Below are 22,120 nucleotides of genomic sequence, written 5' to 3'. Positions count from 1 at the left end.
TCGCGTCACCGCCATCGCACACCCCTCCCACCTGCTCGCTCACCTCGGGGTAACCACCCACTCCGAAGTGCGTACTTGAGCGCCTCACAGCCTGCCACCAGGCTAAACGCCATGACCGACAACAACACGACGAAGCACCCGCTCACCCTGCTCGGCCTCGGTGACATGGGCACCGCCCTCGCCCGCACCTGGCTCGCCGCCGGGCATCCCCTCACCGTCTGGAACCGCACCGCCGCCAAGGCCGCGCCGCTGGCCGCCGAGGGCGCGCTCCTCGCCGCCGACCCCGCAGCGGCAGTGGCCGCCAACTCCCTGGTCGTGGTGTGCCTGCTGGACGACGCCGGGGTCGGCTCCGTCCTGGACGGCGTCGACCTCACCGGCAAGGACCTGGTCAACCTCACCACCGGCACCCCCGCCGAGGGCCGCGCCCGGGCCGCCTGGGCCGAGGCGCGCGGGGCCCGGTTCGTGGACGCCGGGATCATGGCCACGCCGACGATGATCGGCGTTCCCGAGGCCGGGGGCTACGTCTTCTACAGCGGCTCGCGCGCCCTCTTCGACGCCCACCGCGCCACGCTGGAGGTCCCGGCCGGCGCCCGCTACGTCGGCGGGGACCCGGGCCACGCGGCCCTGCACGACGTGGCGCTGCTGAGCGCGATGTACGGCCTGTTCGCCGGCGTCTCGCACGCCTACGCCCTGATCGAGGGCGAGGGCATCGCCCCGAAGGACCTGGCGCCGCTGCTGTCCGAGTGGCTGGGCGCCATGGGCTTCTTCGTCGCCGACGCCGCCGAGCGGCTGACCTCAAAGGACCTGACCACCGGAGTGGTGTCCAACCTCGCCATGCAGGTCGCGGCCGGCGGCACCCTGCTGCGCACCGCCGCGGAGCAGGGCGTCGGAGCGGAGCTGATCTCCCCGTACCTGGACCTGATGCGGCGCCGGCTGGACGCGGACCCGGCCGCCCACGGCGGGGAGGACACGATCGGCGCCATCGCCCTGCTGCGCACCGGTCCCCCGGGCGGCCGGAAACTGCCGTAGCCCGCGCTCGCCCGGCCCGGCCGGAAAGCCCCCGCCGGGAAGGCCCCGCCGGGGAAGGAGGCGGCCTAGTAGACCGGCGGCGGCCCGAAGCCGGTCGCCGGTGCGGCGGGCGCCGCCGGCTCACCGGCCGCCCGGCCCCCCGGCGCGTCCGCGCCGCCCATCAGGTCCCGCGCCATCAGCGTGGCCCCCGCCACCGCGCCCGGCATCAGGAACACCGCGACGAGCGGCACCACGAAGGCCAGGACCAGCGGCACCCCGAAGCCGAGCACCATCATCCGGCGCGACCGCAGCAGCTCCAGCCGCTCGGCCAGTTCCACCTTGCGGCGCTGGAGGGCGACGGCGGTGAGCTCCTGGGTGAGGAAGTACCCGGAGACGCAGAAGCCGAGGAAGGGGACCACGGTCTGCCCGATCACCGGGACGAAGCCCAGGGCGAAGAGCAGCAGGCCGTAGAGCAGCACGCGGCCGAGCACCCTGACGCTGTCCCGGGCCGACACCCACAGCTCCCGCCAGAGCGGCAGGCCGGACTCCGGCACCTCGCCCCCCTCGCTGCGGTCCACCTGCTCGGAGAGGGACTCGTAGAAGGGCTGGCCGACCAGCAGGGTCACGGCGGTGAAGGTGATGACGGCGAGGAAGAGCCCGAGGCCGAAGACCACGCCGGTCAGGAAGCCCCGGAAGAGGCCGAGCCACGGCGAGGACCAGTCCTCGGCGAAGGGCGTGGCCCAGGCCGCCAGGTCGTCGGCGCCGGAGTAGAGCCCGACCATGGCCGCGGCGTAGAGGACCAGCGACACCAGTCCGGGCAGCAGCCCGAACCCGAGCCACCGGCCGTGCCCGAACACCCATCGCTGTCCGGCCAGCAGATACCGGAAGCCCCCCGCAAGATCACGCATGGGGTCAGTTTACGGGGAAGGCCGCACCCCCGGACGGGGGTGCGGCCTTCACGCGTGCGGGCGCCGGTCCGGCGTGCGCGACGCGCGGTCAGCGGGGACCGCTGGGTCAGACGGCGAGCTCGACGGTGATGTTGCCGCGGGTGGCCTTGGAGTACGGGCAGACCTGGTGGGCCTTCTCGATGAGGTCCTTGGCCGTGGCGGGGTCCACGTTCGGGATCACGGCGGAGATCTTGACGATCAGGCCGAAGCCGTCGTCGTTCTTGCCGATGCCGACCTCAGCGGTGACGGTCGAACCGGAGACGTCGGCGTTCTCGTTCTTCGCGACGACGCCCAGGGCGCCCTGGAAGCAGGCGCTGTAGCCGGCGGCGAACAGCTGCTCCGGGTTGGTGCCGGCGCCGCTGCCGCCGAGCTCCTTCGGCGGGTTCACGACGACGTCGAGCTGCCCGTCGTGGGTGGCGACGCGGCCGTCACGGCCGTTCTCGGCGGTGGCGACAGCGGTGTACGCGACATCGGACTGCTGGATGGACATGTAGAAAATCCTCCTGGTGATCGCCGCGACTCGCGCCCACGGGCCGCGACGGTGTGGAGTGAGCCTAACCGGTGAAAGAAACGATCATCTTTCCGGTGTTCTCTCCGCGCAGCATGCCGAGGAAGGCGGAGGTGGCGTTCTCGACGCCCTCGACGACCGTCTCGTCGTAGCGCAGCTCGCCCGAGTTCAGCCAGCCGGCGACGTCCTGGACGAACTGCTGCTGGAGTCCGGCGTGGTCGCCGACGAGGATGCCCTGCAGGCGCAGCCGCTTGCCGATGACCATCATCAGGTTGCGCGGGCCGGGCGCGGCCTCGGTGTCGTTGTATCCGGCGATGGCACCGCACAGGGTGGCGCGGCCGTGCACCTTGAGGGAGGAGATCGCGGCTTCGAGGTGGTCGCCGCCGACGTTGTCGAAGTAGACGTCGATGCCCTCGGGGGCGGCGGCGCGCAGCTGCTCGCCGACGGGGCCGTTCTTGTAGTTGAAGGCGGCGTCGAAGCCGTACTTCTCCGTGAGGAGGGTCACCTTCTCGTCCGAGCCGGCGGAGCCGATCACCCGGGACGCGCCCTTGATCTTCGCGAACTGGCCGACGAGGCTGCCGACCGCACCGGCGGCGCCGGAGACGAAGACGGCGTCGCCCTCCTTGAAGGAGGCGACCTCGAAGAGTCCGGCGTAGGCGGTCAGGCCCGGCATGCCGAGCACGCCCAGGTAGGCGGAGAGCGGCGCGAGCGAGGCGTCCACCGCGGTGGCGTGCTTCGCGTCGAGGTCGGCGTACTCGCGCCAGCCCAGGTGGTGCAGGACGTGGTCGCCGACGGCGAAGCCCTCGGCGGCGGAGGCGACGACCTCGCCGACGGCGCCGCCCTGCATCGGCTCGTCCAGCTGGAAGGGCGGGATGTAGGACTTCGTGTCGTTCATCCGGCCGCGCATGTAGGGGTCCACGGACATGTGGAGGTTGCGCACGAGGATCCGGCCGGCGGCGGGCTCGGCGGAGACCGGTACCTCGCGCAGGGCGAAGTCCTCGGCGACGGGCCAGCCCTGCGGGCGGCGGACGAGGTGCCACTCGCGGCTGACAGCGGGGATCTCTGACACGGACATGCGGGGCTCCTGACGAGGAAAGAATGCTTCACAATGTGAAACAACCATGCGCCTGGATATTTCATGTTGTCAAGTAAATGGGTACGCTGGTTCCATGCCCAGTCGTCGCGCAGACCCAGTGACCGTCGAGGTCGTCGAACTCATCGGCGACGTCGTGGCCCGCTACCACACGGAGTACGAGCACGCGGCGGCCAGCCACCAGCTCACGGGCGCCCAGGCGAGGGTGCTGAACCTGTTGGCGCTGGAGCCGCTGCCGATGCGCCGGATCGCGCAGAAGCTGCGCTGTGAGCCGTCGAACGTGACCGGCATCGTCGACCGGCTGGAGACCCGCGGCCTGGTCGAGCGGCGCCCGGACCCGGCGGACCGCCGGGTCAAGCTGGCCGCCCCGACGCAGGAGGGCCTCCTGACGGCGGAGCGGCTGCGCGAGTCGCTGGACTTCGCGCGCGAACCGCTGGCCGGGCTGTCCGCGCAGGAGCGGACAGCCCTGCGGGACCTGCTCAGGCGGATGCTGGGCTGACGGCGCCCCTCACCAGCAGGTGAAGTCCCACCACTGACACGGCGGCGGGGTCCGCGTCGGCGTGGGCGCCGGCGGCCCGGGCGTCTTCGTGGGCTTGGGCGGCGCCGAGGTCTTCGCCGGCTTCGCGCTCCCCGAGGCGCTGGGCGACGGCTTCCCCGACGCGGTGGGCTGTACGGACTCCCCCGCACCGGGACTTGCGGAGGCCGGAGCCGAGGGGGCGGGCGCGGGGGCGGACGACGCCGGACCCGGCTGCGTCGCGCTCGCGGAGGAGGCCGCGGGCCCCGCCGTCTTCGTGTCCCCGCCGGCCGCCTTCGCCGGAGCGGCGGTCCTCGGGGACGCCCCGGCCGAGGTGGCCCCGGCCTTCGGCGCCTCCGGGAGCGGCACGGGCCGGTCGGGACCCGCCTCGTCGGTCAGCACCACCGTGGAGGCGCGGTCGCTGCGGTCCCCGTCGACCACCATGCGGGCCACGGCGAGCGAGCCGCCGGTCGCGAGCAGCAGCCCGAGCCCGACGTTCAGCACCGTCCGGCGGCGCCTGCGGTGCGCGGAGCGGCGGCGCGCGCCGGGCCTGCGCTCGTGCGGCGCGGACAGCACGACGAGGGAGTCGGCATAGACGTCGGCGAGCGCGTGCGGCTCGGCGGCCCCGGGTCCGCCGGGCGGGGGCCCGCCGGGTCCGGGCGTGGCGGGTCCGGGCGTGGCGGGTCCGGGCGTGGCGGCGGGGACGCCCGGCGCGACGGGCGCGGCGGGTACGAGGTACTCGGCCGGGGTTCCGCAGCCGGCGCACGCCAGTGCGCCGTTGAGGTGCCTCCGACAGGCGTGGCAGTAGTTCATGGCGCCCGCAGGCTATGCGCTCACCGGCAACATCCGTATCCCGGGAACGTAAGGATCCTGTGTGGAATCGTTGCCTCCATGACAGCGACCCCGTCCGCCCGCCCGGGGCCCTTCGGCCCGGCCGCCTTCCAGCTGGTGCTGCTGCGCCGCATGGCGGACTTCCAGCCGGACCTGGCCGAGGAGGCACGCCACCGGCTGGGGGCCTCGCTCGCGGAGCAGCGCGAGGCGAACCGGCGCTGGCAGGCCATGGTGCGCTCGCCGCGGTCCCGCGGGGCCCTGGCCCGGTACCGCTCGGTGCTCGGCCCGCCGGAGTCGGCCGAGCGCCGGAAGATCGGCGACCTGGAGTGCGACGCCCTGGCGTGGCCGGTGCCGCTCTGGCCGGAGTTGCGCTTCGAGGTGCTGGCCGCGCCGGACGGGGCAGTGTGGAACGAGTGGCTGGTCCGGGCCCCGGGCGCGCCCGGCCCCGTACTGGAGTCCGCGGCCGACCTGCGGCCCTGGTCGGCCACGGTGGACGAGGTGGCGCGGGCCTTCGCACCGGTCCGGCCGATGGAGGGCACCGCGCCGACCCGGTGGCGCCTGGCGTTCGCCGCGCTGGGGCGGCCGTGCGTGGCGGAGTTCACGTACGGCCTGCTCCAGCGGGTCGCCGTGGACGGCGTCGAGACCGCTCCGGGCACCGCCCGTTAGGAGGCGAGGAAGGCGCGCACCCCCGCCGAGGCGGCGTCGTCGCCGAGGAGGTCGTTGTGCTTCAGGCAGCCGACCGCCGTATTGGCCGCCCCGGTGAGCGGGACGCTGTCGTCCGGGTTGACCACCTCGTCGCAGTTCGACCAGAAGGTGGCGTACCGCACCGCGCCCGGGGTCTCGTCCCCGGCGTTCAGGTTCCGCACCACGTACGAGCCGGGGGTCATGTCCCGGCAGGCCTGGTCCCACAGGGCGCACGTCCAGGCGGTGGAGGTGCCGCGGTTGGGGCCGGCCAGCGAGACCCAGTGGCCGACGGCGGCCGAGCCGCCGCCGAACTTCACGTACCAGCGGCTCACCAGCGAGCCGAAGGAGTGCGAGACGACGTCCACCCGGGCGGCGCCGGTCTGCCTGCGCACCTCCTCCACGTATGCGGCGAGCCGCCCGGAGAGCACCTCGTTGACGGACTGGTGGGTGTCGTAACCCCATGAGAAGAGCTCCGCGTCGGCGCGGCCGTCGGCGCGCAGGTCCTCGCGCAGGGACCCCCACACCCCCGGATCGGCGTTGTAGCCGTGCACGAAGACCACCGGATTCCGTGGTGATGCCTGATCAGGCGCGCGCCCGGGCCCCCGGTCGGCGGCATGGGCCGGGAGGGGCGCCAGCAGCGCCAGGCAGAGCGTCAGGAGGGCGGTCAGTCCCTGGCGGGCCGTCAGCATCGCATCCCCTTTACCTTGTTACGCGCCAGTAGCGCGTGCGGTGCGCGCATGGTGCTGCCTGTCGGTACAGAAATCCACCCCCATGCAGGCGCGGGCCACCCCCCGGCCGGAGCAGCCCAACGGGCGGTTCACCCGAAATACCCGAGATGATGTGAAAAGCGACCGGCAGCCGCCGGTCATGCGTCAGCGCTCTCGGGAGGACCTGCCGTGACCGTCAGTCTTGAGCAGTTGCGCCGCTGCCACGTCGCCGTCGACCTGGGGGCGGCCCGGACCCGCGTATACGTGAAGGGGGCCGGCCTCGTCGTCGACGAGCCCAGCGTCGCCGCCGTGAACACCCGCACCGGCGCGCTCATCGCCGTGGGGACCTTCGCCGAGCGGATGACCGGCCGCACGCCCGACTACATCAGGGTCGTACGCCCCGTCTCCGGCGGCACCGTCGTCGACATCGAGATGGCCCAGCGGATGCTGCGGCACCTGCTCGGGGAGAAGCTGCGGCGCGCCCTGCGCCGCAAGCCCCGGCTGCGGGCCGCCGCCTGCACCCCGCACGACGCCGATCCGCTGGCCCAGCGCGCGACCGTGGAGACCCTCGTCGGCCTCGGGGCCCGGCGCGTCGAACTGGTCGACACCCTGATCGCGGCGGCCGTCGGCTGCGGCCTGCCCGTGGAGCAGCCGACCGCGACGATGATCATGGTGTGTGGGGCCGCGGCCACCCAGGTGGCCGTCCTCTCCCTCGGCTCGATCGTCACCGCCGAGCGCATCCCGGTCGGCGGCGAGGCCATCGACCACGCGATCGTCCAGCACCTGCGCCACGCGCACGAGCTGATGCTGCCGAGCCAGGCGGTCCGCCCGCTCCAGCTGGCCCTGCACGGCAACGGCATCACCTCCCAGGGCCCGGCCTCCACCCTGATCCACGGCCGCGACGTGGCCACCGGCCTGGCCCGCTCGGTGCACGTGGACACCGCCGCCGTGCGCGACGCGATCTTCACCCCGCTGACCGCCGTCCTCGACGGCATCGGCAAGGTCCTCCGGGACTGCCCCCCGGACCTGGTCGCGGACCTGACGGACCGGGGGATCATGATGGTGGGCGGCAGCGCCCTGCTGCCCGGCCTGGACCAGATGCTGCGCAACGCCACCGGCATGCCCGTCGCCATCGCGGAGCGGCCGGACGTCTGCGCCGTGCTCGGTCTCGGCGCGATGCTCGAAGGGAAGATCGCCCCCATGGTCCTCAACCCGCTGGCCGGATGACACGAGCCGGACCTGGGCCCGAACCCGCCCCGGACGGGGAACCCGATCAGGAGCCGCGCCTCCCGATCCTCCTGGAGGCGGTGCTCAGCGTCGGCTCGGAGCTGGAACTGCACTCCACCCTGCAGCACCTCGTGGAGTCGGCGACCGAGCTGTGCGCGGCGCGGTACGGAGCGCTCGGGGTCGTCGACCCCGAGCGCTCCCGGCTGACCGAGCTGTTCACCGCCGGGATGACCGACGCGGAGCGGGCCGCGATCCCCGCCCTGCCGGACGGCCGGCGCGGCCTGCTCGGCACGCTGATCGGCGACCCGCGGCCGCTGCTCCTCGACGACCTCACCCAGGACCCCCGCTCGATCGGCTTCCCCCCGGGCCACCCGGTCATGCGCAGCTTCCTGGGCGTCCCGATCCGGGTGCACACCGAGGTCTTCGGCAACCTCTACCTCACCGAGAAGCGCGGCGGCGGCTCCTTCACCGACGAGGACCTCGCCCTGCTGCGCGTCCTGGCCTCGCAGGCCGGCATAGCGATCGGCAACGCCCGGCTGTACGAGACGGCGCGCCGCCGGGAGCGCTGGATCGAGGGCGCCGCCGCCGTCACCACCACCCTCCTCGCCGGCAGGCCGGCGGCGGACGCCCTGATGTGCGTGGCCGAGCGGGCCCGGCTGCTCGCGGACGCCGCCGCCGGGGTGGTGCTCCAGCCCACCCCCGAGGGCGGGATGGAGATCGTCGCCGCCTCCACCCAGGGGGACCCCGGGGACCTGGTGGGGACGGCCATCGCCCCCGGCTCCCCGGTCCTGGAGCAACTGCTGGGCGGGGAGCCGGTCTTCATAGAGGACTCGGCGACGGACCCCCGGATGACCACGCACGTCCGGGAGCGCTTCGGCCCCAGCATGATGCTGCCGCTGCAGAGCGGAGGTCAGCTGATCGGCACCCTGGCCCTGCCGCGCGGGCCGGGCGGGCCCGCGTACGACGCGGTGGACCGGCTGCTGGCCTCGCAGTTCGCCTCCCAGGCGGCGCTGGCCCTCGTCCTCGCGGACGCGCAGCACGACCGGGAACAGCTGGCGGTCTACGAGGACCGCGACCGGATCGCGCGGGACCTGCACGACCTGGTGGTCCAGCGGCTGTTCGCGACGGAGATGATGCTGGAGAGCACCCGGCGGCGCTCGTCGAACGCGCCGTCCGGCGACACGGTGGGCGAGGAGCTGAGCCGCGCCGTCGACGAGCTGGACTCCACCATCCAGGAGGTCCGCACCGCCATCTTCGCCCTCCAGCAGCCTCCGTCCGACGCGCCCACGACGTTCCGGGGGCGGGTCCTGCGCGAGACCGGCGGAGCGGCCGTGCTGCTGGGGTTCCAGCCGTCGGTGCACTTCGCGGGCGCGGTGGACGCCCTGCTCCCGGAGCCGGTGGCGGGCCGTCTCCTCTCGGCCCTGCGGGGCGCCCTGGCCGCCGCGCACCGCCGCAGCGGGGTCGCCTCCATCCAGGTCGTGATCGACGCGGACCCGTCCCGGGTCCGCATGACGGTGCAGGACGACGGCCTCACGGACACGGGTCCCCGGGGCACGACGGTGACGTGGGAGTCGGAGCTGTAGCGGGGACGGGCGGCGTCCCGCGGAGACGGCGCGCCGGCCCCGCGCCGAACCGAGGGACCGGGGGACCGGGAGGAAGCGGAACGCGTCCCGGATCGAGCGTCCGCCCGGCCAGTCGTCCCGGTCGGCAGGGCCGCCCGCCTCGGTCGGCCCGTTCGGTCGGCCTTGGTCAGTCGGCTCCGGCGGGTCGGCCCGCCTCGGTTGGGGGGCCCGCGCCGGTGGGTCGGTCGGGGCGAGGAGGCCGCCGGCGCTCGACCCTCAGGGCCGCCCCGGGCGGGTCGCGGCCCGCAGGGCGATGCGGGTGCTGGACTGGGCGACCCCGGCCTCCCGCTTGAGCCGGCGCAACAGCTCGTCGAGGGCGGCCGGGTCGACTGCCCGGGCCCGTACCAGGTAGTCGTACCCGCCCGTCACGTGGACCACCTCCGTGATGCCGGGGAGCCGGGCGACCTGCCGCTCGAACTCCTCGTTGGTGGTGTCCTCGCGCAGGGTGAGGTCGATGAAGACGGCGAGCCCGCCCCGGGTGTCGGCGGCCGGGTCGACCACGGTGGTGAACCCCCGGATCACCCCGTCCCGGCGCAGCCGGCGGACGCGTTCGGCGGTGGCGTTCGCGCTGAGGCCCACGCGTACGCCGAGGTCCCGGTACGAGATCCGCGCATCCTCCTGCAGGATGCCGAGGATTTCCCTGTCTAGGCGGTCCATGCCGCGATTCTCGCAGCCGGGGCCGATAGTCGCGCCCGTCCGCCCGGCGGCTGCGCAGACCCTCCCCCATGAACGAATTGATGACACCCGCCCTGGCGGGAGCTGTCGCGGGGCTGGGTGTGGCCGTGCCGATGGGCGCGATGAGCGTGCTGCTGCTCCAGGAGGCGGTGCGCCACCGCCGGACCGCGGCGGCCGCGGCGGCCGGCATCGCGACCGTCGACCTCGGCTACGCGGCGCTCGCAACCGCGCTGGGGCCGTGGGTGGCCGCGCACGTCTCCCCGGTCGAGGCCTGGGTCCGCCTGGCCTCGGCGGCGATCCTGCTGGGCATCGCCGCGCACGGCCTTCTCACCTGCCCCGGCAGCGCGCCCCCCGAATCTCCCCCGCCGCCACCGGCGACCCCGGCGACCCCGGCCTCCGGGACCGCGGACGGGGCCGGGGCCGGGGCGCCGGTTGCCGCCGGGGCGCGGGCGGTTGCCGGACACGGCGTCAGGCCCGCCCCCCGACCCGGCAGGGCCTTTCTGCGCTACACCGGACTCACCGCCGTGAACCCCACCACCGCCCTCTACTTCGCCGCCCTCACCACCGGCCAGGGCGCGGCCCTCCGTGGCGGTGCGGCCGGCGCCGCCTTCCTGTGCGGTGTCGGCGCCGCCTCGCTCCTGTGGCAGCAGTCGCTCGTCGCCCTCGGCTCGCTCGCCGGCCGCCGGATCTCCGGCACCGTCCGCGCCTGGACGTTCCGCCTCGGCTACGGCCTCGTGGCCGCCTACGCGCTCGCGATCGCCTTCCCGCTGCCCTCACCGGGATGAGGTCGGACGTCGGAGCGCCGCCTGGGGCGTCTGGGGGCGGGCTCCGGGCAATGCCGAATCCGGCTCCCGCCCCGATCGCCATGATCGGGACAAGACGAACCGACCAGGGCCCCCGCCAGGCCGCCTTCACCAGAGCCGCCTCCGGGCCGGTGGCGCTTCCCGGACAGCCCTTAGGGTGACCCCGTGACGACGACCCGGCTCTCGGCCCGTGCGGCCATCGCCTCCCTGGCCGATCCCGGCAGCTTCGCCGAACTCCCCGTCCCCCAGGGGGAGTCGCCGCCGGACGGACCCCTCGCCTGGGCGGGCTACGACGACACCCGCGCCCGCGCCACACAGCGGACCGGCGAGCACGAGTCCGTCGTCACCGGCACCGCCCGCTTCGGCGGCGGCGGCCGAGCCGTCGTGATCTCCTTCGAGTTCGGCTTCCTCGGGGGTTCGCTCGGCCGGCGCACCGGTGACCGTCTCGAAGCCGCCTACGCGCACGCCCGGGACCACCGCCTGCCCCTGGTCTCGCTCATCGCGACCGGCGGCTCCCGCATGCAGGAGGGCATGCTCGCGCTGACCCAGCTCCAGCGCGTGGCCCGCCAGTGCGTCCTGACCCGGGCCGCCGGGCTCCCGCAGCTCGCCGTCCTGCGCGATCCGACCACCGGCGGCGGCTGGGCCACCCTCGGCGCCGGGGCCGACGTGGTCCTGGCGCTCCCCGGAGCCCAGGTCGGCTTCGCGGGCTCGCGCGTCCGTCCGGCCGACGCGGACCCGGCGGCCTACACGGCCGAAGGGCAGTACGCCGCCGGGCACGTGGACGCCGTGGTGCCCGCGGCGGAGCTTCCCGCCACCCTCGCCGACTGGCTTCGCATCCTGACCGCACCCCGCTCCGGCGGGGCCGTCGAGCCCCCGGCCGCGCTGGGCGGCGTACCCGACGGCCCGCCGCCGGCCACGGGTTGGGACGCGGTCCGCCGTGCCCGCCACCCCGACCGGCCGCGTGCCGGGGCGTACCTGGACGCGTACTTCACCCTGCGCCTGCCGCTCTCCGGGGACCGGGCGGGCGGCACCGACCCCGGGATGCTGTGCGGATTCGGGCTGCGGGAGGGCCGGGCCGTGGCGTACGCCGCCCAGTGCGGCACCGCCGTCCGTCCGGCGGGCTACCGTACGGCGGCCCGGGTCATCCGCCTCGCGGACCGGCTCGGCATCCCCGTGCTCACCCTGGTCGACACCCCCGGCGCGGCCAACGACGCGGCGGCCGAACGCGCGGGCGCCGGGCCCGCCATCGCGGACGCCTTCGCGGCGCTGGCCGGCGCCGCCGTGCCCGTCACCACCCTGCTGATCGGCGAGGGCGGTTCGGGCGGCGCCCTCGCCCTGGCCGCGCCCGGCAACACCTGGGTCACCCCGGACAGCTACTTCTCGGTCATCGCCCCCGAGCTCGCGGCGGCCATCCTCAAGCGGCCCCCGGCGGCCGCCCCCGCCACCGCGGAGCAGCTCCGCATCCGGCCCCACGACCTGGTGGAGCTGGGCGTGGCACGCGGGGTGGTGCGCCGGGCCGATGCGCCCCGGGGGTGACCGGAGCGCCGCGGGACCGGGCCCGCCCGAGACGGCGCGCGTCCGCCGCCGGCCACCGGTCCGCCGCGGGTTCGCCCTGCGGCGCCCTTGCGATCACCAAGGCTAGGCCCTGTCGTCAAAGTCCCGCCTGGCCCGCGGCGCCCGGCACCGCACCTCGCCGCGTTGTCGGGGCGCCCGAGTACGCCCAGTACACGGGCGCCCCTCCGCCTTGCGATGCACGGCGCCGGACACCGCGGGCCTGACCGGCGCTACTTCGACGACAGGACCTAGGCCTGGGGCGTCCTGGCGTCGTAGTGGGCGAAGCCGCGCCAGCGGAAGGCCAGCAGGGCCAGTACCAGGACGCAGCCCAGCCCGCCGCCCGTGATCGCGACCGCCGGAGAGGTCAGGTCGGCGACGGTCCCGGCGAGGAAGTCCCCCAGCCGCGGCCCGCCGGCGACGACCACGATGAAGACGCCCTGGAGGCGTCCCCGCATCTCGTCAGGGGTGGCCGCCTGCATCATCGTCGAGCGGAACACCATGGAGATGGTGTCGGCCCACCCGGCCAGGGCCAGGAAGAGCAGCCCGAGCCACAGGTTCCTGGTGAGTCCGAAGACGGCGATGGCCAGCCCCCACGCGGCGACGGCGAGCAGGATCGCCAACCCGTGCCGGCGGATCCGGCCCTGCCAGCCGGAGAACACCCCGCCCAGCAGCGCCCCGACGGCCGGCGCCGCCACCAGCAGGCCCACCGTCTTGGCGTCGCCGCCGTACCAGAGCACCGCGATGGCCGGGAACAGCGCCTTCGGCTGGGCCAGGACCATGGCGGCCAGGTCGGAGAAGAAGGTCATCCGGATGTTGGGCCTGGTCCCGAGGAAGCGCAGCCCGTCCAGGACCGAGGCACGCCCCCGCGCACCCTCGGCGCGGTCCGGCTTCATCGGGGGCAGCCGCCACATCGCGTAGAGGGCGGCGCAGAAGGTCACGGCGTCGACGAGGTAGGCGGCCTGGAAGCCCCACCAGCCGACGATCAGGCCGCCGAGCATCGGTCCGGCCATGAAGCCGGAGGTCATCGTCACGGAGTTCAGGACGTTGGCCGCGGGGAGCTGCTCGGCCGGCAGCAGCCGGGGGATCATGGCCGACCGGGCCGGCCCGGTCAGCGCGCCGCACACCGCCTGGAGCGCGACGACGGCGTAGAGGAACCAGACGCGGTGGTAGTCGAGCAGAGCCGCGGCCGCGAGGGCGATGGACAGCGCGGCGGCGCCGAGCGAGGCGTAGAGGCCGAGCTTGCGCCGGTCGAGGGTGTCGGCGATGGCCCCGCCGTAGAGGCCGAAGGCGACGAGCGGCACGAGGGAGAAGAGGCCGACCAGTCCGACGGAGAAGTTGGAGCGGGTGATGTCGTAGACCTGGAGGGAGATCGCCAGGGCGGTCATCGCCTGGCCGACCCAGGAGATGGTGCCGCCGATCCACAGCCGCCGGTAGTCCGGGGAGGTGCGCAGCGGCGTCAGGTCGGCGAATATGCGGGACCGGGGGCGGGAGGGTGCGGTCGTACGGGTCACAGCGGATGATAACCACCGGCCGGCCGCCGGCCCCGGGGGATTTTCCCCTCTTCACACACCGGCAACAGTCGCCCCGTACGGCTCCGGGGGCTTTCGGCGCGGACCGGCTCTTGCCGCTAACCCGCCACTAACACCGCACATTTGACCGAATCGGCGTGCGCTCCCCGCCTCGTGTTCGGCTCATCATGAAAAGACTCGTATGTCCAGGGAGGCGTAGTGATCGAACCTGGCAACAGCACCACGAGCACCGGCACCGCCCGGAACACGGTGCGTCCCCCCGTCCCCCTCACCCTCGGAGTCGAGGAGGAGTTCCTGCTCGTCGACGCCCGCACCTTCCGGGTGGTCCCCGCCGCACCGCTCGTCCTCGCCACGGCCGGCGGACTGCCGGGCGAGCTGCACCCCGAGGGCACCCGCTACCAGGTGGAGCTCTCCACCCCGGTCGCGCACTCGGCGGCCGCGCTGCGCAAGGAGCTCGTCGCCCTGCGGCGCACGCTCGGGCGGGCGGCCCGCGCCCACGGCTGCCGACTGCTGGCCGCGCCGTCGCCGGTGCTGGCCGTGGAGGGGCCGCTGCGCCTGACCGACGACGAACCGCGCCAGCGCGAGCAGCACCGCCGCTTCGGCGCGCTCACCGACACCCTGGTCAGCTGCGGCCGCCACATCCACATCGGCACCCTCGACGTGGACACGGCGGTGGCCGTGTCCAACCGGGTCAGGCCCTGGCTGCCCACCTTGATCGCACTGTCCGCCAACTCCCCCTTCTGGGGCGGCCGCGACACCGGCCACGCCAGCTGGCGGGCGATGGCCTGGGCGGGCTGGCCGTCGGCGGGACTGCCCCCGCACTTCACCTCGACGGCGCACTTTCGGCGCTCGGTGCAGACCCTGCTCGGCTCCGGGGCGGCCCTGGACCTCAAGATGGTCTACTGGGACCTCCGCCCCTCGGGGCACTGGCCGACGCTGGAGATCCGGGCGCCGGACATGTCCCCGGACATCGACACGGCCGTCCTCCAGGCCGAGCTGGCCCGGGCCCTGGTGGCCACGTCCCTGCGGGAGATCGGCGAGCGCCGCCCGGACCCGCCGCTGCGGGACGACGTACTGCGCCTGGCGCGCTGGCGCGCGGCCCACGACGGCCTGGAGGGCTTCGGCCTCGACCCGTACTCGGGCACGGAGCTTCCGGCGGCCGACCTCGCGGAGGCCCTGCTCGATCTGGTGGCCCCGGAGCTCGCCGCCGCGGGCGACCTGGACCACGCGGCGAAGACCATGGCGGGCCTCCTGCGCGACGGCTCGGGCGCCCACCGCCAACGCGCGGCCTTCGCCCGCCGCCAAGACCTGACGGACGTACTGCGCCAACTCGCGGACGAAACGGAGAACTTCTGACGGGGCCGAGCCCGGCACAGAGACTCCCGTCGGAGCCGCAGGCGCACGTGCCACACCGCGCCCGCGGTTCCGAACGCCCTGAAGGTGAAGGGCGGGACCACTGCGGAAGACAGAGGTACTTCCAGCAACCCGGGTAGTTGTTGGAAATCCCCTTCCCGAGAGGACGAGACTCCGTAAAATGTCCGACGTTCAACACCACCGGTCAATCAAGTCGGAGCACCACGTGAACCCTCTCACTCAGGGCCTGTTCAAGAAGTTCCGCGAAGAAGAGGAACTGCTCAAACTCAAAGACTCCGACGCCTTCGAACTCTTCGCAGCCAGCCTCATCCTGCCGGATGATCTCCTTTCACAGGTACAAAAAACCGATCTCCTGCTGGACGCCGGCACGATCGGCATCGACATCATTGCCTTGGAGATCAACGGCCAGCTCGCATGGGACACACACGACGTCCGCGAAATCTGCGAGAACAGCGCGAAGGTCGACGTATCCCTGCACTTCATTCAGGCAAAGCAGTCCGGCACGGTGTCGGGCTCGGAGATCCTGAGCTTCGGCGACACGGTGCGCAAGTTCCTCAATAACGACGGCTTCCCCTCCTTTCCACGAATCAACACACTGTCCCAGGCGCTGAGCTCTGTGTTCGAGAACTACGCGAGCCGCCTCAAGGCTTCACCCGCAGTCACTCTGTCCTTCGTCACCACAGCACCGAAGACTTCCACGAGTGCGGACAGCACGAAGGAAAAGATTCGAACGGTCACGGAGCACATCGAAAACCTTGGATTCGTCGGAAAGGTTCTCGTGACCGCCCCGGGAGCCGACGACATCCATGACTCCTGGGTCAAGAAGAACCATGCGAACGAGGTGGAAATTCAGCTCGAGAAGCAGGTCAATCTCCCGAAAATGCCGGGAGTGGACCAAGCAATTCTCGGTGTCGTGTCGGTTTCAGAGCTGCTGAAGTTGATCGAGAGCGGCGACGACGGCTCGCTCGACGAGCGCGTTTTCTACGACAACGTCCGCGGGTTCAAGGGTGAAGAGAACCCTGTGAACAAGCAGATCATGAATACGCTCAGCTCTCCCGAGCGGAATCTGCTCCCCGTCCTCAACAACGGGGTCACGGTCGTCGCCTCGGCCTATGCTCCGAAGCCCGGTGACGCCGTGGCCGTGTCCGGCTACCAGATCGTGAACGGCTGCCAGACCAGCCACTGCCTCTACCTGTCGAAGGAATCACTGGGAGACGACCTCTCCGCGGTGTACGTACCGATTCGACTGGTCGTCACGGGAGATGAAGAGGTAGCCACCCAGATCATTCGCGCAACCAACTCCCAGACGGCGGTCCAGGAGAACGATCTCGTCGCCCTGACCAAGATTCAGAAGCGACTTGAGGATTTCTACCGACTGGACACCCCTGACGTTAAACTCACCTACGAACGCAGGTCTGGCCAGTTCTACAACAAAGAAGTCACCAAGACGAGAATCGTAACCATCGGCGATCAGATGCGAGCGATTTCCGCAGTATTTCTGGACACGCCCCACGCTGCCGCCCGATACACACACCGACTCTACAACGACGTCGGCACATCAATTTTCCGAGAGGATCACAAGCTCCTCCCCTACATGGCGAGCGCATTTGCCGCCTACAAGTTGGAGAATGCCTTCAGGACGGGTCTCGACCCGATTTACAAGCCGGCGCGTTACCACATCCTGATGGCGTACAAGTACCACGTCCTGGGAAAGAATTCGGCCTCGCTGGAAAGCCGAAAGTGCGAGGATCAAAGCCTGGACATCATCACAGCCCTGAAGAAGCCGGACCAAGTGCCGGTTTTTCGTGCCGTGGCAGAGATGGTGGCCGCCGTCGGCGGGGGCCAGCTCCCTTCCCCAGATCGACTGAAGCGGCAGCAGTTCACTCAGGACCTCATTCATTCGCTCCTCAAGTAGCCGGGATCATCTGAGCCGCAACACCCCGACAGCGCGGTAGAGAGTGACCCCGAAACCGTCGGGGGCGGGATGGATTGGTCCCGCCCCCGACTGCCGCCTAAGCACAGTCCCGTCATCCCAAGAGGTTGCAGTTCACGGCACCGGCCGAGCGAGTCGCGGTCCCCGCACCGGGCATCCAGGGGACCTGCGCAGAGGGGTCCAGAGCTTGACGACGCGTTTACCCTTCGCGATGAGACGAACCCGCCGCAGCCGGCATGTCACGGCGTCGGAGCCCCCCTGGTGCGGACGCCGCCCGCTGGAACGGCAGTTGGCAGCGACCCTCCCGGGGAGGCTCCACAGCCGACATGCACCTGACCATGAGCCAGCTCGCCCCGCATCCCGTGGAACGGTCAGGAGCTGTTCGGCAGGGACATGACCCACTGGCCTCGCCACCGGGCGGGTCTCTTCCACGCCGTCGCCGTCATAACCTCGGGCGAACGACGCCCTCGCTTCCGGCACAAGCCACTTCCTCGGAGTCTGCGGACACTGATGGGCGGCGACAATGCTGATCTGCACATCCTGCCAGGCCCGCCCCCACACACCGGAGTGGCAACGACTGCCGGACGGTCCGGGCCCTCGTCACCGACGACTGTCCAGAGTGTGACGAAGGTGTGCGCCCTGAGCCCTGAGAGGAGGGCGTGCGGTCGCGCCGAGTCCACCGTTCATGAGGCGATGCCCGATGATCCGAGGGCCAACACCAGCCTCGCGCCCGGTGCGTAACCTGCCGCATGCCACCTCGCGGCAGGTGAAGGGGCGTCGGCCGCTGGTCACTTGGCGAGGAACGCGAGGAGGGCGTCGGTGACTTCCTGGGCGTGGGTCCACAGCAGGCCGTGGGGGGCGCCGTCGATGACAACGTAGTCGGCCTGCGGGAGTGCCTGGTGGAAACGTTCTCCGGTGGCCTCGATGGGCAGGATGCGGTCGGCGGTGCCGTGCAGGATGAGTGTCGGTACGTCGATCTTGGGCAGGTCGGCACGGAAGTCGGTGGACCAGGTGGCCACGCAGGCCAGGGAGGCGTACGAGGAGGCTCCGGCGGCGACGTTCCAGCTGTTGCGGACGGCCTCCTCGCTGATGCGGGTGCCGAGGTTCTCGTCGAGGTTGTAGAAGTTTTCGTAGAACGCGGTGAAGTAGGCGTAGCGGTCGGCGGTGACGGCGCCTTCGATGTCTTTGAAGATGGTGCCGTCGACGCCGCCGGGGTTGTCGTCGGTCTTGAGGAGGAATGGTTCGAGGGAGGCGAGGAAGGCGGCCTTGGCGATCCGGTCGGATCCATAGGTGCCCAGGTAACGGCCGACCTCGCCGGTGCCCATGGAGAAGCCCACCAGAACGGCGTCGTTGAGGTCGAGGGTCTCCAGGACCACGTTCAGGTCGGCGGCGAAGGTGTCGTAGTCGTAGCCGGTGGTGGGCTGGCTGGAGCGGCCGAAACCGCGCCGGTCGTAAGTGATCACTCGGTAGCCGGCCGACAGGAGTGCGGCGGACTGCTTCTCCCAGGAGTGGCCGTCGAGCGGGTAGCCGTGGATCAGCACGATCGGCTGCCCCGTGCCGTGGTCCTCGTAGTACAGCTCGATGCTGGTGGAGTTTTCCTGGTCGACGGTGATGAACGCCATGGTGGTTTCTGCCTTCCGGTGTGGCGTCTGATGGTGCGGGGCACGATGGGGCACGGCTGTGCGAGTGCGGTGAGGTGCGTCGGGCGACAAGCCGGGCCGTCGGTCATCGGACCGTGCGGGCCGCCTGCTCGACGATGCGGGTGACGGCTTCGGGGCGGGATACGGATACCGCGTGCGACGCGTCGATGGTCGTCGTGCGGGCCTTGGCGCGGGCCGACATGAAGCGCTGGGCGGCCACAGGGATGTTGCGGTCCTCCGTGGTGACCAGCGACCAGGAGGGAATCGTCTTCCACGCGGCCTCGGTGGACTTCTCCTCCAGAGCGGCGGCGGCAACCGGACGCTGGCCGGCAGCCATGAGCCCGGCTTTGTCCGCCGGCACGTCCGCGGCGAACTGGTTGCGGAACTTCTCGGGCTTGATGTACACGTCCGCGCCTTGACCGCCGTCGGGCAGCGAGTAGTTGACGGAGTCGACGGCCTCGCCGAGGGTGCTGCCGGGGAACTTGTTCGTCAGTCCGATCGAGCTCTCGCCTGCGTCCGGCAGGAACGCCGCGATGTAGACCAGAGCCTTCACCTTGTCCTCGAGGCCCGCGGCGGCCTGGCTGATGACGGTGCCGCCGTAGGAGTGGCCGACCAGGACTACGGGCCCGTCGATGTGGTCGAGGACGCTGCGCAGGTAGGCGGCATCGGTCGCTGGACCGCGCAGGGGGTTGGCGGCGGCCACAACCGGATAGCCGGCGCGCTGAAGCCGGGCGACGACACCGTCCCAACTCGCGGCGTCGGCGAACGCTCCGTGTTCCAGCACGATCGTCGGACGTGTCGCGTGGTGGGGCGTCGCGCCGGCTGTACCGGGCAGGGTGACTGCGGCAACGGACAGGCCTACGGCCGTGGTGACACCGAGCAGCACGGATCTGCGGCTCGGACGGGCCAGATGAGTGATGCGCATGCGTGAAAATCCTCTTGGTTGGTTGATGGTCCTCGACGGACCGTGCGGGCGAAGCAGGCCGGTGCGTCCGAGGAAAAGGGCCCCGAGTCGCCTCGCCGGTGGCTGAGTTCGCGTACGTCCGCCCGCGCTATGTGATCAGCATGGATCGGCCTGCTGGTGGCCGTCGTCGGCAGCGGTACGGGGAGTGCGGCTGCGGGTCTGCGGCTCGAGTGATCCTGAGGCACTGCTCTCGCCCGGTTGCCGGGAGTGGAGCGTCCTTCGTCTCGTACGACGACCGGACGGCCGGACCGGTTCACCCGAAAATGGGCTGCTCGTTCGCGGTCGTCGCACGCGCCCGGGAGGCCCTCGCGGCGATGCGGGCCCTGCTCGACACCGGCCGTTCCACCCTGTGCCGACAGCTTGCGATACATGCGGCGGTGATCGGCGGGGCTTTCGCCACCGACCCGCGGGGCCCGGTGTGGTCGCACACGGAGTCGCCTGCCGAGCCGGGGACCGGGCGCACGTCAGCCGGTGGATTCCAGGACTTCGTAGACCTGCTTGATGTAGTCGTGGGTGCGCTCCGAGCCGAGGATCCCGTCGCCCACCCGGTTCATCGTGTACGAGAACGTGACACCCCGGTCGAGGTCCATCATGACGATCGAACCGCCCCGGCCGACCCAGAAGCAGATTCTGCCGGTGGGCATGTGCGGCATCGTCCTCGGGTCGGCGAGTGCGTAGCCGATGCCCCAGCGGACGGGGGCGCCCAGGAACAGGTCGACTCCGTCGGCCTGTACATCGAGCACCTTGTCCACCGTCTCCGCGGAGAGCAGCCGGAGGCCGTTCACCTGGCCACGCCGTGAGATGACGGAGAGGGCACGGGCCAGACCTCGTGCGTTGCCGTGGCCGTTGACGGCTCCGAGTTCGGCGGAGCGCCACTGCGGGGTGTCCACGTGCTCGTCACGGGCGGGGCTTCCGGCCAACGTCCTGGTGAAGATCCCTTCGGGATCGAGGCCGGTGGGTATCCCGGAAAGCTGCGAGGGGGCCACCAGATCGGCGATGCGCGGCCAGTCGGCCTGACGCGCACCGATCTGGACATCGGCTTGCGCCGGCCTGGCGATCTCGGTGTCGACGAACTCCGTCAACGTACGGCCACTGACCCGCCGGACAAGCTCTCCCACCAGTTGTCCTTGAGTCTGCACGTGGTAGCCCGAAGCGGTGCCCGGCTCCCACCACGGGGCCTGCGCGGCCAGCCGGGCGCTCGCGGTGGGCCGGTCGTACAGGTCCTCCATGGAGAAGGGCTGCTCCCAGCCGGAAAGTCCCGAGGTGTGGGACAGGACGTGCCGCACCTCGATGTGCTCCTTTCCCTGGGCGGCGAACTCGGGCCAGTAGTGCGCCACGGGGCGGCGCAGATCCAGGGCGCCCCGGTCGACGAGGACGAGTGCCGCGAGATTGGTGAGGGTCTTCGTGGTCGACCACAGGCTCACCAAGGTGTCCCGGTGCCACGGCACGGTCCGCGCTTGGTCCGCGTGGCCACCCCACAGATCGACTTCCATGACCCCGTCCACATCGACGGCGATCGACGCCCCCAACTCCTCGCCGGCTTCGAGGTGCGCTGCCAGCGCCGCTCGTACCGGTTCGAACCGGGCAGTGCTCGTTCCCTCGACGACCATGTTCTTCTCCACTCCGGACGACAACCGTTCGCTCCTCCAACGGGCTGAACGTCACAGCGGTTCATGTATCGCAGCAGGTCATGGCATCTGTTCACACGCGGCTCCTGCGAGGGACGGATACGGAACCCGTGCGCAAGCCCTCTCGCTCAGCCGTGCCGCCCCAGGGCGGACGCGTACCGGTCGCGAGCCGTCGGACCCGGACGATGCGGATGCCGGTCTGCGGGGTAGAGGGCGGTGGCGACCTGTCGGCGGACGGACGGGAGGATCCTTTACCCCGGGTTGCACACGGCGGTCATCCGGCCTCCCGAGGACCGGACCGGGCCCCGGGCCCTAGTCCCGAGAACGTCGGGGAGACAGCCCGGGGGCAACTCCGCAGACGGTGTCACCGTCCTTTTCGCCCCTGACCCCCCGGCCGCATCCCCAGGCACACCGCGCCGGCCCCCGCATGAACCAGGAGACCTCCCATGAGCGCATCCTCCGGTCCCTCATCGGCGTCGCCGCCATCGGCGCGGTGACCGCAGGTGGCCTCGCCATGGCCTCACCCGCCACGGAGCCAACCGTGAAGAATGACCAGCCCCATCGCGTAACTCCGCCGAGCAGCCGCGCCGGGCCGGGCCGGGCCGCTCAGCTTCTCGGCGGAGGGGCAGGACGATTCGGGCGTCCACGGTCTCAAGGTCCTCGTACGGCCCGCGAGTGCCGAGCTTGGTCCGACCGAGGCAAAGATGCGCGCGGCAGCTCGCCCCGCTGTTCAGGGAGACCGCGACCGCGCCCGAAGTAAGGCGCTCAAGTGGTGAACGGGAGCACCCTTTTCCACGTTGCGCTGATTGGACGTGCATGCGTCCCTGCGATGCCGCCGTGCGCTGCGGCTCTCGGCGGCACCACACCACCATGGAAGGA

Annotated in this window: 19 protein-coding genes and 1 pseudogene; 10 read left to right on the top strand and 10 right to left on the bottom strand. The window is 71.9% G+C overall.

The window, feature by feature from the left end; translation table 11 throughout:
- Positions 1 to 111: 111 nt before the first annotated feature.
- Positions 112 to 1,029, top strand: coding sequence for an NAD(P)-binding domain-containing protein (locus tag ACFWU6_RS18820; protein ID WP_383982003.1), 918 nt, complete (start codon positions 112 to 114; stop codon positions 1,027 to 1,029).
- A 65-nt stretch (positions 1,030 to 1,094) separates the two neighbouring features.
- Here ACFWU6_RS18820 and ACFWU6_RS18815 read toward each other — a convergent pair whose 3' ends face one another.
- The 3 genes from ACFWU6_RS18815 to ACFWU6_RS18805 form a co-directional block, all read right to left on the bottom strand.
- Complete coding sequence (locus tag ACFWU6_RS18815; protein WP_383982001.1) at positions 1,095 to 1,916, bottom strand: EI24 domain-containing protein; 822 nt, start codon at positions 1,914 to 1,916, stop codon at positions 1,095 to 1,097.
- A 106-nt stretch (positions 1,917 to 2,022) separates the two neighbouring features.
- Positions 2,023 to 2,445: an organic hydroperoxide resistance protein gene (locus ACFWU6_RS18810; RefSeq protein WP_383807208.1), complete on the bottom strand. Its 423-nt coding sequence runs from the start codon at positions 2,443 to 2,445 to the stop codon at positions 2,023 to 2,025.
- A 64-nt stretch (positions 2,446 to 2,509) separates the two neighbouring features.
- Positions 2,510 to 3,538 (bottom strand): NADP-dependent oxidoreductase, encoded by a 1,029-nt coding sequence (locus ACFWU6_RS18805; RefSeq protein WP_383807211.1) that lies wholly within the window; start codon positions 3,536 to 3,538, stop codon positions 2,510 to 2,512.
- A 94-nt stretch (positions 3,539 to 3,632) separates the two neighbouring features.
- On the opposite strand from ACFWU6_RS18805, the gene ACFWU6_RS18800 reads away from it, so the two are divergent.
- Entirely contained in the window at positions 3,633 to 4,055 is a 423-nt protein-coding gene (locus tag ACFWU6_RS18800) for a MarR family winged helix-turn-helix transcriptional regulator (RefSeq protein ID WP_383807214.1), read from the top strand.
- Between the two features lie 9 nt (positions 4,056 to 4,064).
- On the opposite strand, the gene ACFWU6_RS18795 is transcribed toward ACFWU6_RS18800, so the two are convergent.
- Positions 4,065 to 4,883, bottom strand: coding sequence for a hypothetical protein (locus tag ACFWU6_RS18795; protein ID WP_383981999.1), 819 nt, complete (start codon positions 4,881 to 4,883; stop codon positions 4,065 to 4,067).
- A gap of 78 nt (positions 4,884 to 4,961) precedes the next feature.
- On the opposite strand from ACFWU6_RS18795, the gene ACFWU6_RS18790 reads away from it, so the two are divergent.
- Positions 4,962 to 5,567 (top strand): hypothetical protein, encoded by a 606-nt coding sequence (locus tag ACFWU6_RS18790; RefSeq protein ID WP_383807218.1) that lies wholly within the window; start codon positions 4,962 to 4,964, stop codon positions 5,565 to 5,567.
- On the opposite strand, the gene ACFWU6_RS18785 is transcribed toward ACFWU6_RS18790, so the two are convergent.
- Positions 5,564 to 6,274 carry an esterase/lipase family protein gene (locus tag ACFWU6_RS18785; protein ID WP_383981997.1) on the bottom strand — a complete coding sequence of 237 codons (711 nt, stop codon included), beginning with the start codon at positions 6,272 to 6,274 and terminating at the stop codon, positions 5,564 to 5,566. The two genes, ACFWU6_RS18790 and ACFWU6_RS18785, sit on opposite strands and share 4 nt — an antisense overlap.
- Before the next feature lie 207 nt (positions 6,275 to 6,481).
- Here ACFWU6_RS18785 and ACFWU6_RS18780 point away from each other — a divergent pair, with 207 nt between their 5' ends.
- Positions 6,482 to 7,519, top strand: coding sequence for a rod shape-determining protein (locus tag ACFWU6_RS18780; RefSeq protein WP_383807224.1), 1,038 nt, complete (start codon positions 6,482 to 6,484; stop codon positions 7,517 to 7,519).
- Complete coding sequence (locus tag ACFWU6_RS18775; protein WP_383981995.1) at positions 7,516 to 9,102, top strand: GAF domain-containing protein; 1,587 nt, start codon at positions 7,516 to 7,518, stop codon at positions 9,100 to 9,102. The genes ACFWU6_RS18780 and ACFWU6_RS18775 overlap by 4 nt, the downstream gene beginning before the upstream one ends.
- A gap of 255 nt (positions 9,103 to 9,357) precedes the next feature.
- Here the strand turns inward: ACFWU6_RS18775 and ACFWU6_RS18770 are convergent, their stop codons facing one another.
- Positions 9,358 to 9,798, bottom strand: coding sequence for an Lrp/AsnC family transcriptional regulator (locus tag ACFWU6_RS18770; RefSeq protein WP_383807230.1), 441 nt, complete (start codon positions 9,796 to 9,798; stop codon positions 9,358 to 9,360).
- 68 nt (positions 9,799 to 9,866) lie between these two features.
- Between ACFWU6_RS18770 and ACFWU6_RS18765 the strand changes: the two genes are divergently transcribed.
- Positions 9,867 to 10,601 carry a hypothetical protein gene (locus ACFWU6_RS18765; protein WP_383807232.1) on the top strand — a complete coding sequence of 245 codons (735 nt, stop codon included), beginning with the start codon at positions 9,867 to 9,869 and terminating at the stop codon, positions 10,599 to 10,601.
- 183 nt (positions 10,602 to 10,784) lie between these two features.
- Positions 10,785 to 12,155, top strand: coding sequence for a carboxyl transferase domain-containing protein (locus ACFWU6_RS18760; RefSeq protein WP_383981993.1), 1,371 nt, complete (start codon positions 10,785 to 10,787; stop codon positions 12,153 to 12,155).
- A gap of 266 nt (positions 12,156 to 12,421) precedes the next feature.
- Here the strand turns inward: ACFWU6_RS18760 and ACFWU6_RS18755 are convergent, their stop codons facing one another.
- Positions 12,422 to 13,684, bottom strand: a complete 1,263-nt coding sequence (locus ACFWU6_RS18755; protein WP_383981991.1) for an MFS transporter — start codon at positions 13,682 to 13,684, stop codon at positions 12,422 to 12,424.
- Between the two features lie 216 nt (positions 13,685 to 13,900).
- On the opposite strand from ACFWU6_RS18755, the gene ACFWU6_RS18750 reads away from it, so the two are divergent.
- Entirely contained in the window at positions 13,901 to 15,058 is a 1,158-nt protein-coding gene (locus ACFWU6_RS18750) for a glutamate--cysteine ligase (RefSeq protein ID WP_383981989.1), read from the top strand.
- Between the two features lie 178 nt (positions 15,059 to 15,236).
- A complete protein-coding gene (locus ACFWU6_RS18745; RefSeq protein ID WP_383981988.1) occupies positions 15,237 to 16,991 on the top strand; it encodes an AIPR family protein in 1,755 nt (584 codons plus the stop codon).
- Between the two features lie 806 nt (positions 16,992 to 17,797).
- Here the strand turns inward: ACFWU6_RS18745 and ACFWU6_RS18740 are convergent.
- From ACFWU6_RS18740 to ACFWU6_RS18730, 3 genes are all read right to left on the bottom strand, one after another.
- A complete protein-coding gene (locus ACFWU6_RS18740; protein ID WP_383981986.1) occupies positions 17,798 to 18,631 on the bottom strand; it encodes an alpha/beta fold hydrolase in 834 nt (277 codons plus the stop codon).
- A 103-nt stretch (positions 18,632 to 18,734) separates the two neighbouring features.
- Positions 18,735 to 19,574, bottom strand: a complete 840-nt coding sequence (locus ACFWU6_RS18735; RefSeq protein ID WP_383981984.1) for an alpha/beta fold hydrolase — start codon at positions 19,572 to 19,574, stop codon at positions 18,735 to 18,737.
- Between the two features lie 503 nt (positions 19,575 to 20,077).
- Positions 20,078 to 21,247, bottom strand: a complete 1,170-nt coding sequence (locus tag ACFWU6_RS18730; RefSeq protein ID WP_383981982.1) for a serine hydrolase domain-containing protein — start codon at positions 21,245 to 21,247, stop codon at positions 20,078 to 20,080.
- A 584-nt stretch (positions 21,248 to 21,831) separates the two neighbouring features.
- Here ACFWU6_RS18730 and ACFWU6_RS18725 point away from each other — a divergent pair.
- Positions 21,832 to 22,017: pseudogene (locus ACFWU6_RS18725) on the top strand (DUF5707 domain-containing protein); the annotation flags it as partial.
- Positions 22,018 to 22,120: the final 103 nt, after the last annotated feature.

It is taken from the genome of Streptomyces sp. NPDC058674 (assembly GCF_042716505.1).
GTDB lineage: Bacteria > Actinomycetota > Actinomycetes > Streptomycetales > Streptomycetaceae > Streptomyces.
This window is presented reverse-complemented; position numbering and strand designations above follow the sequence as displayed.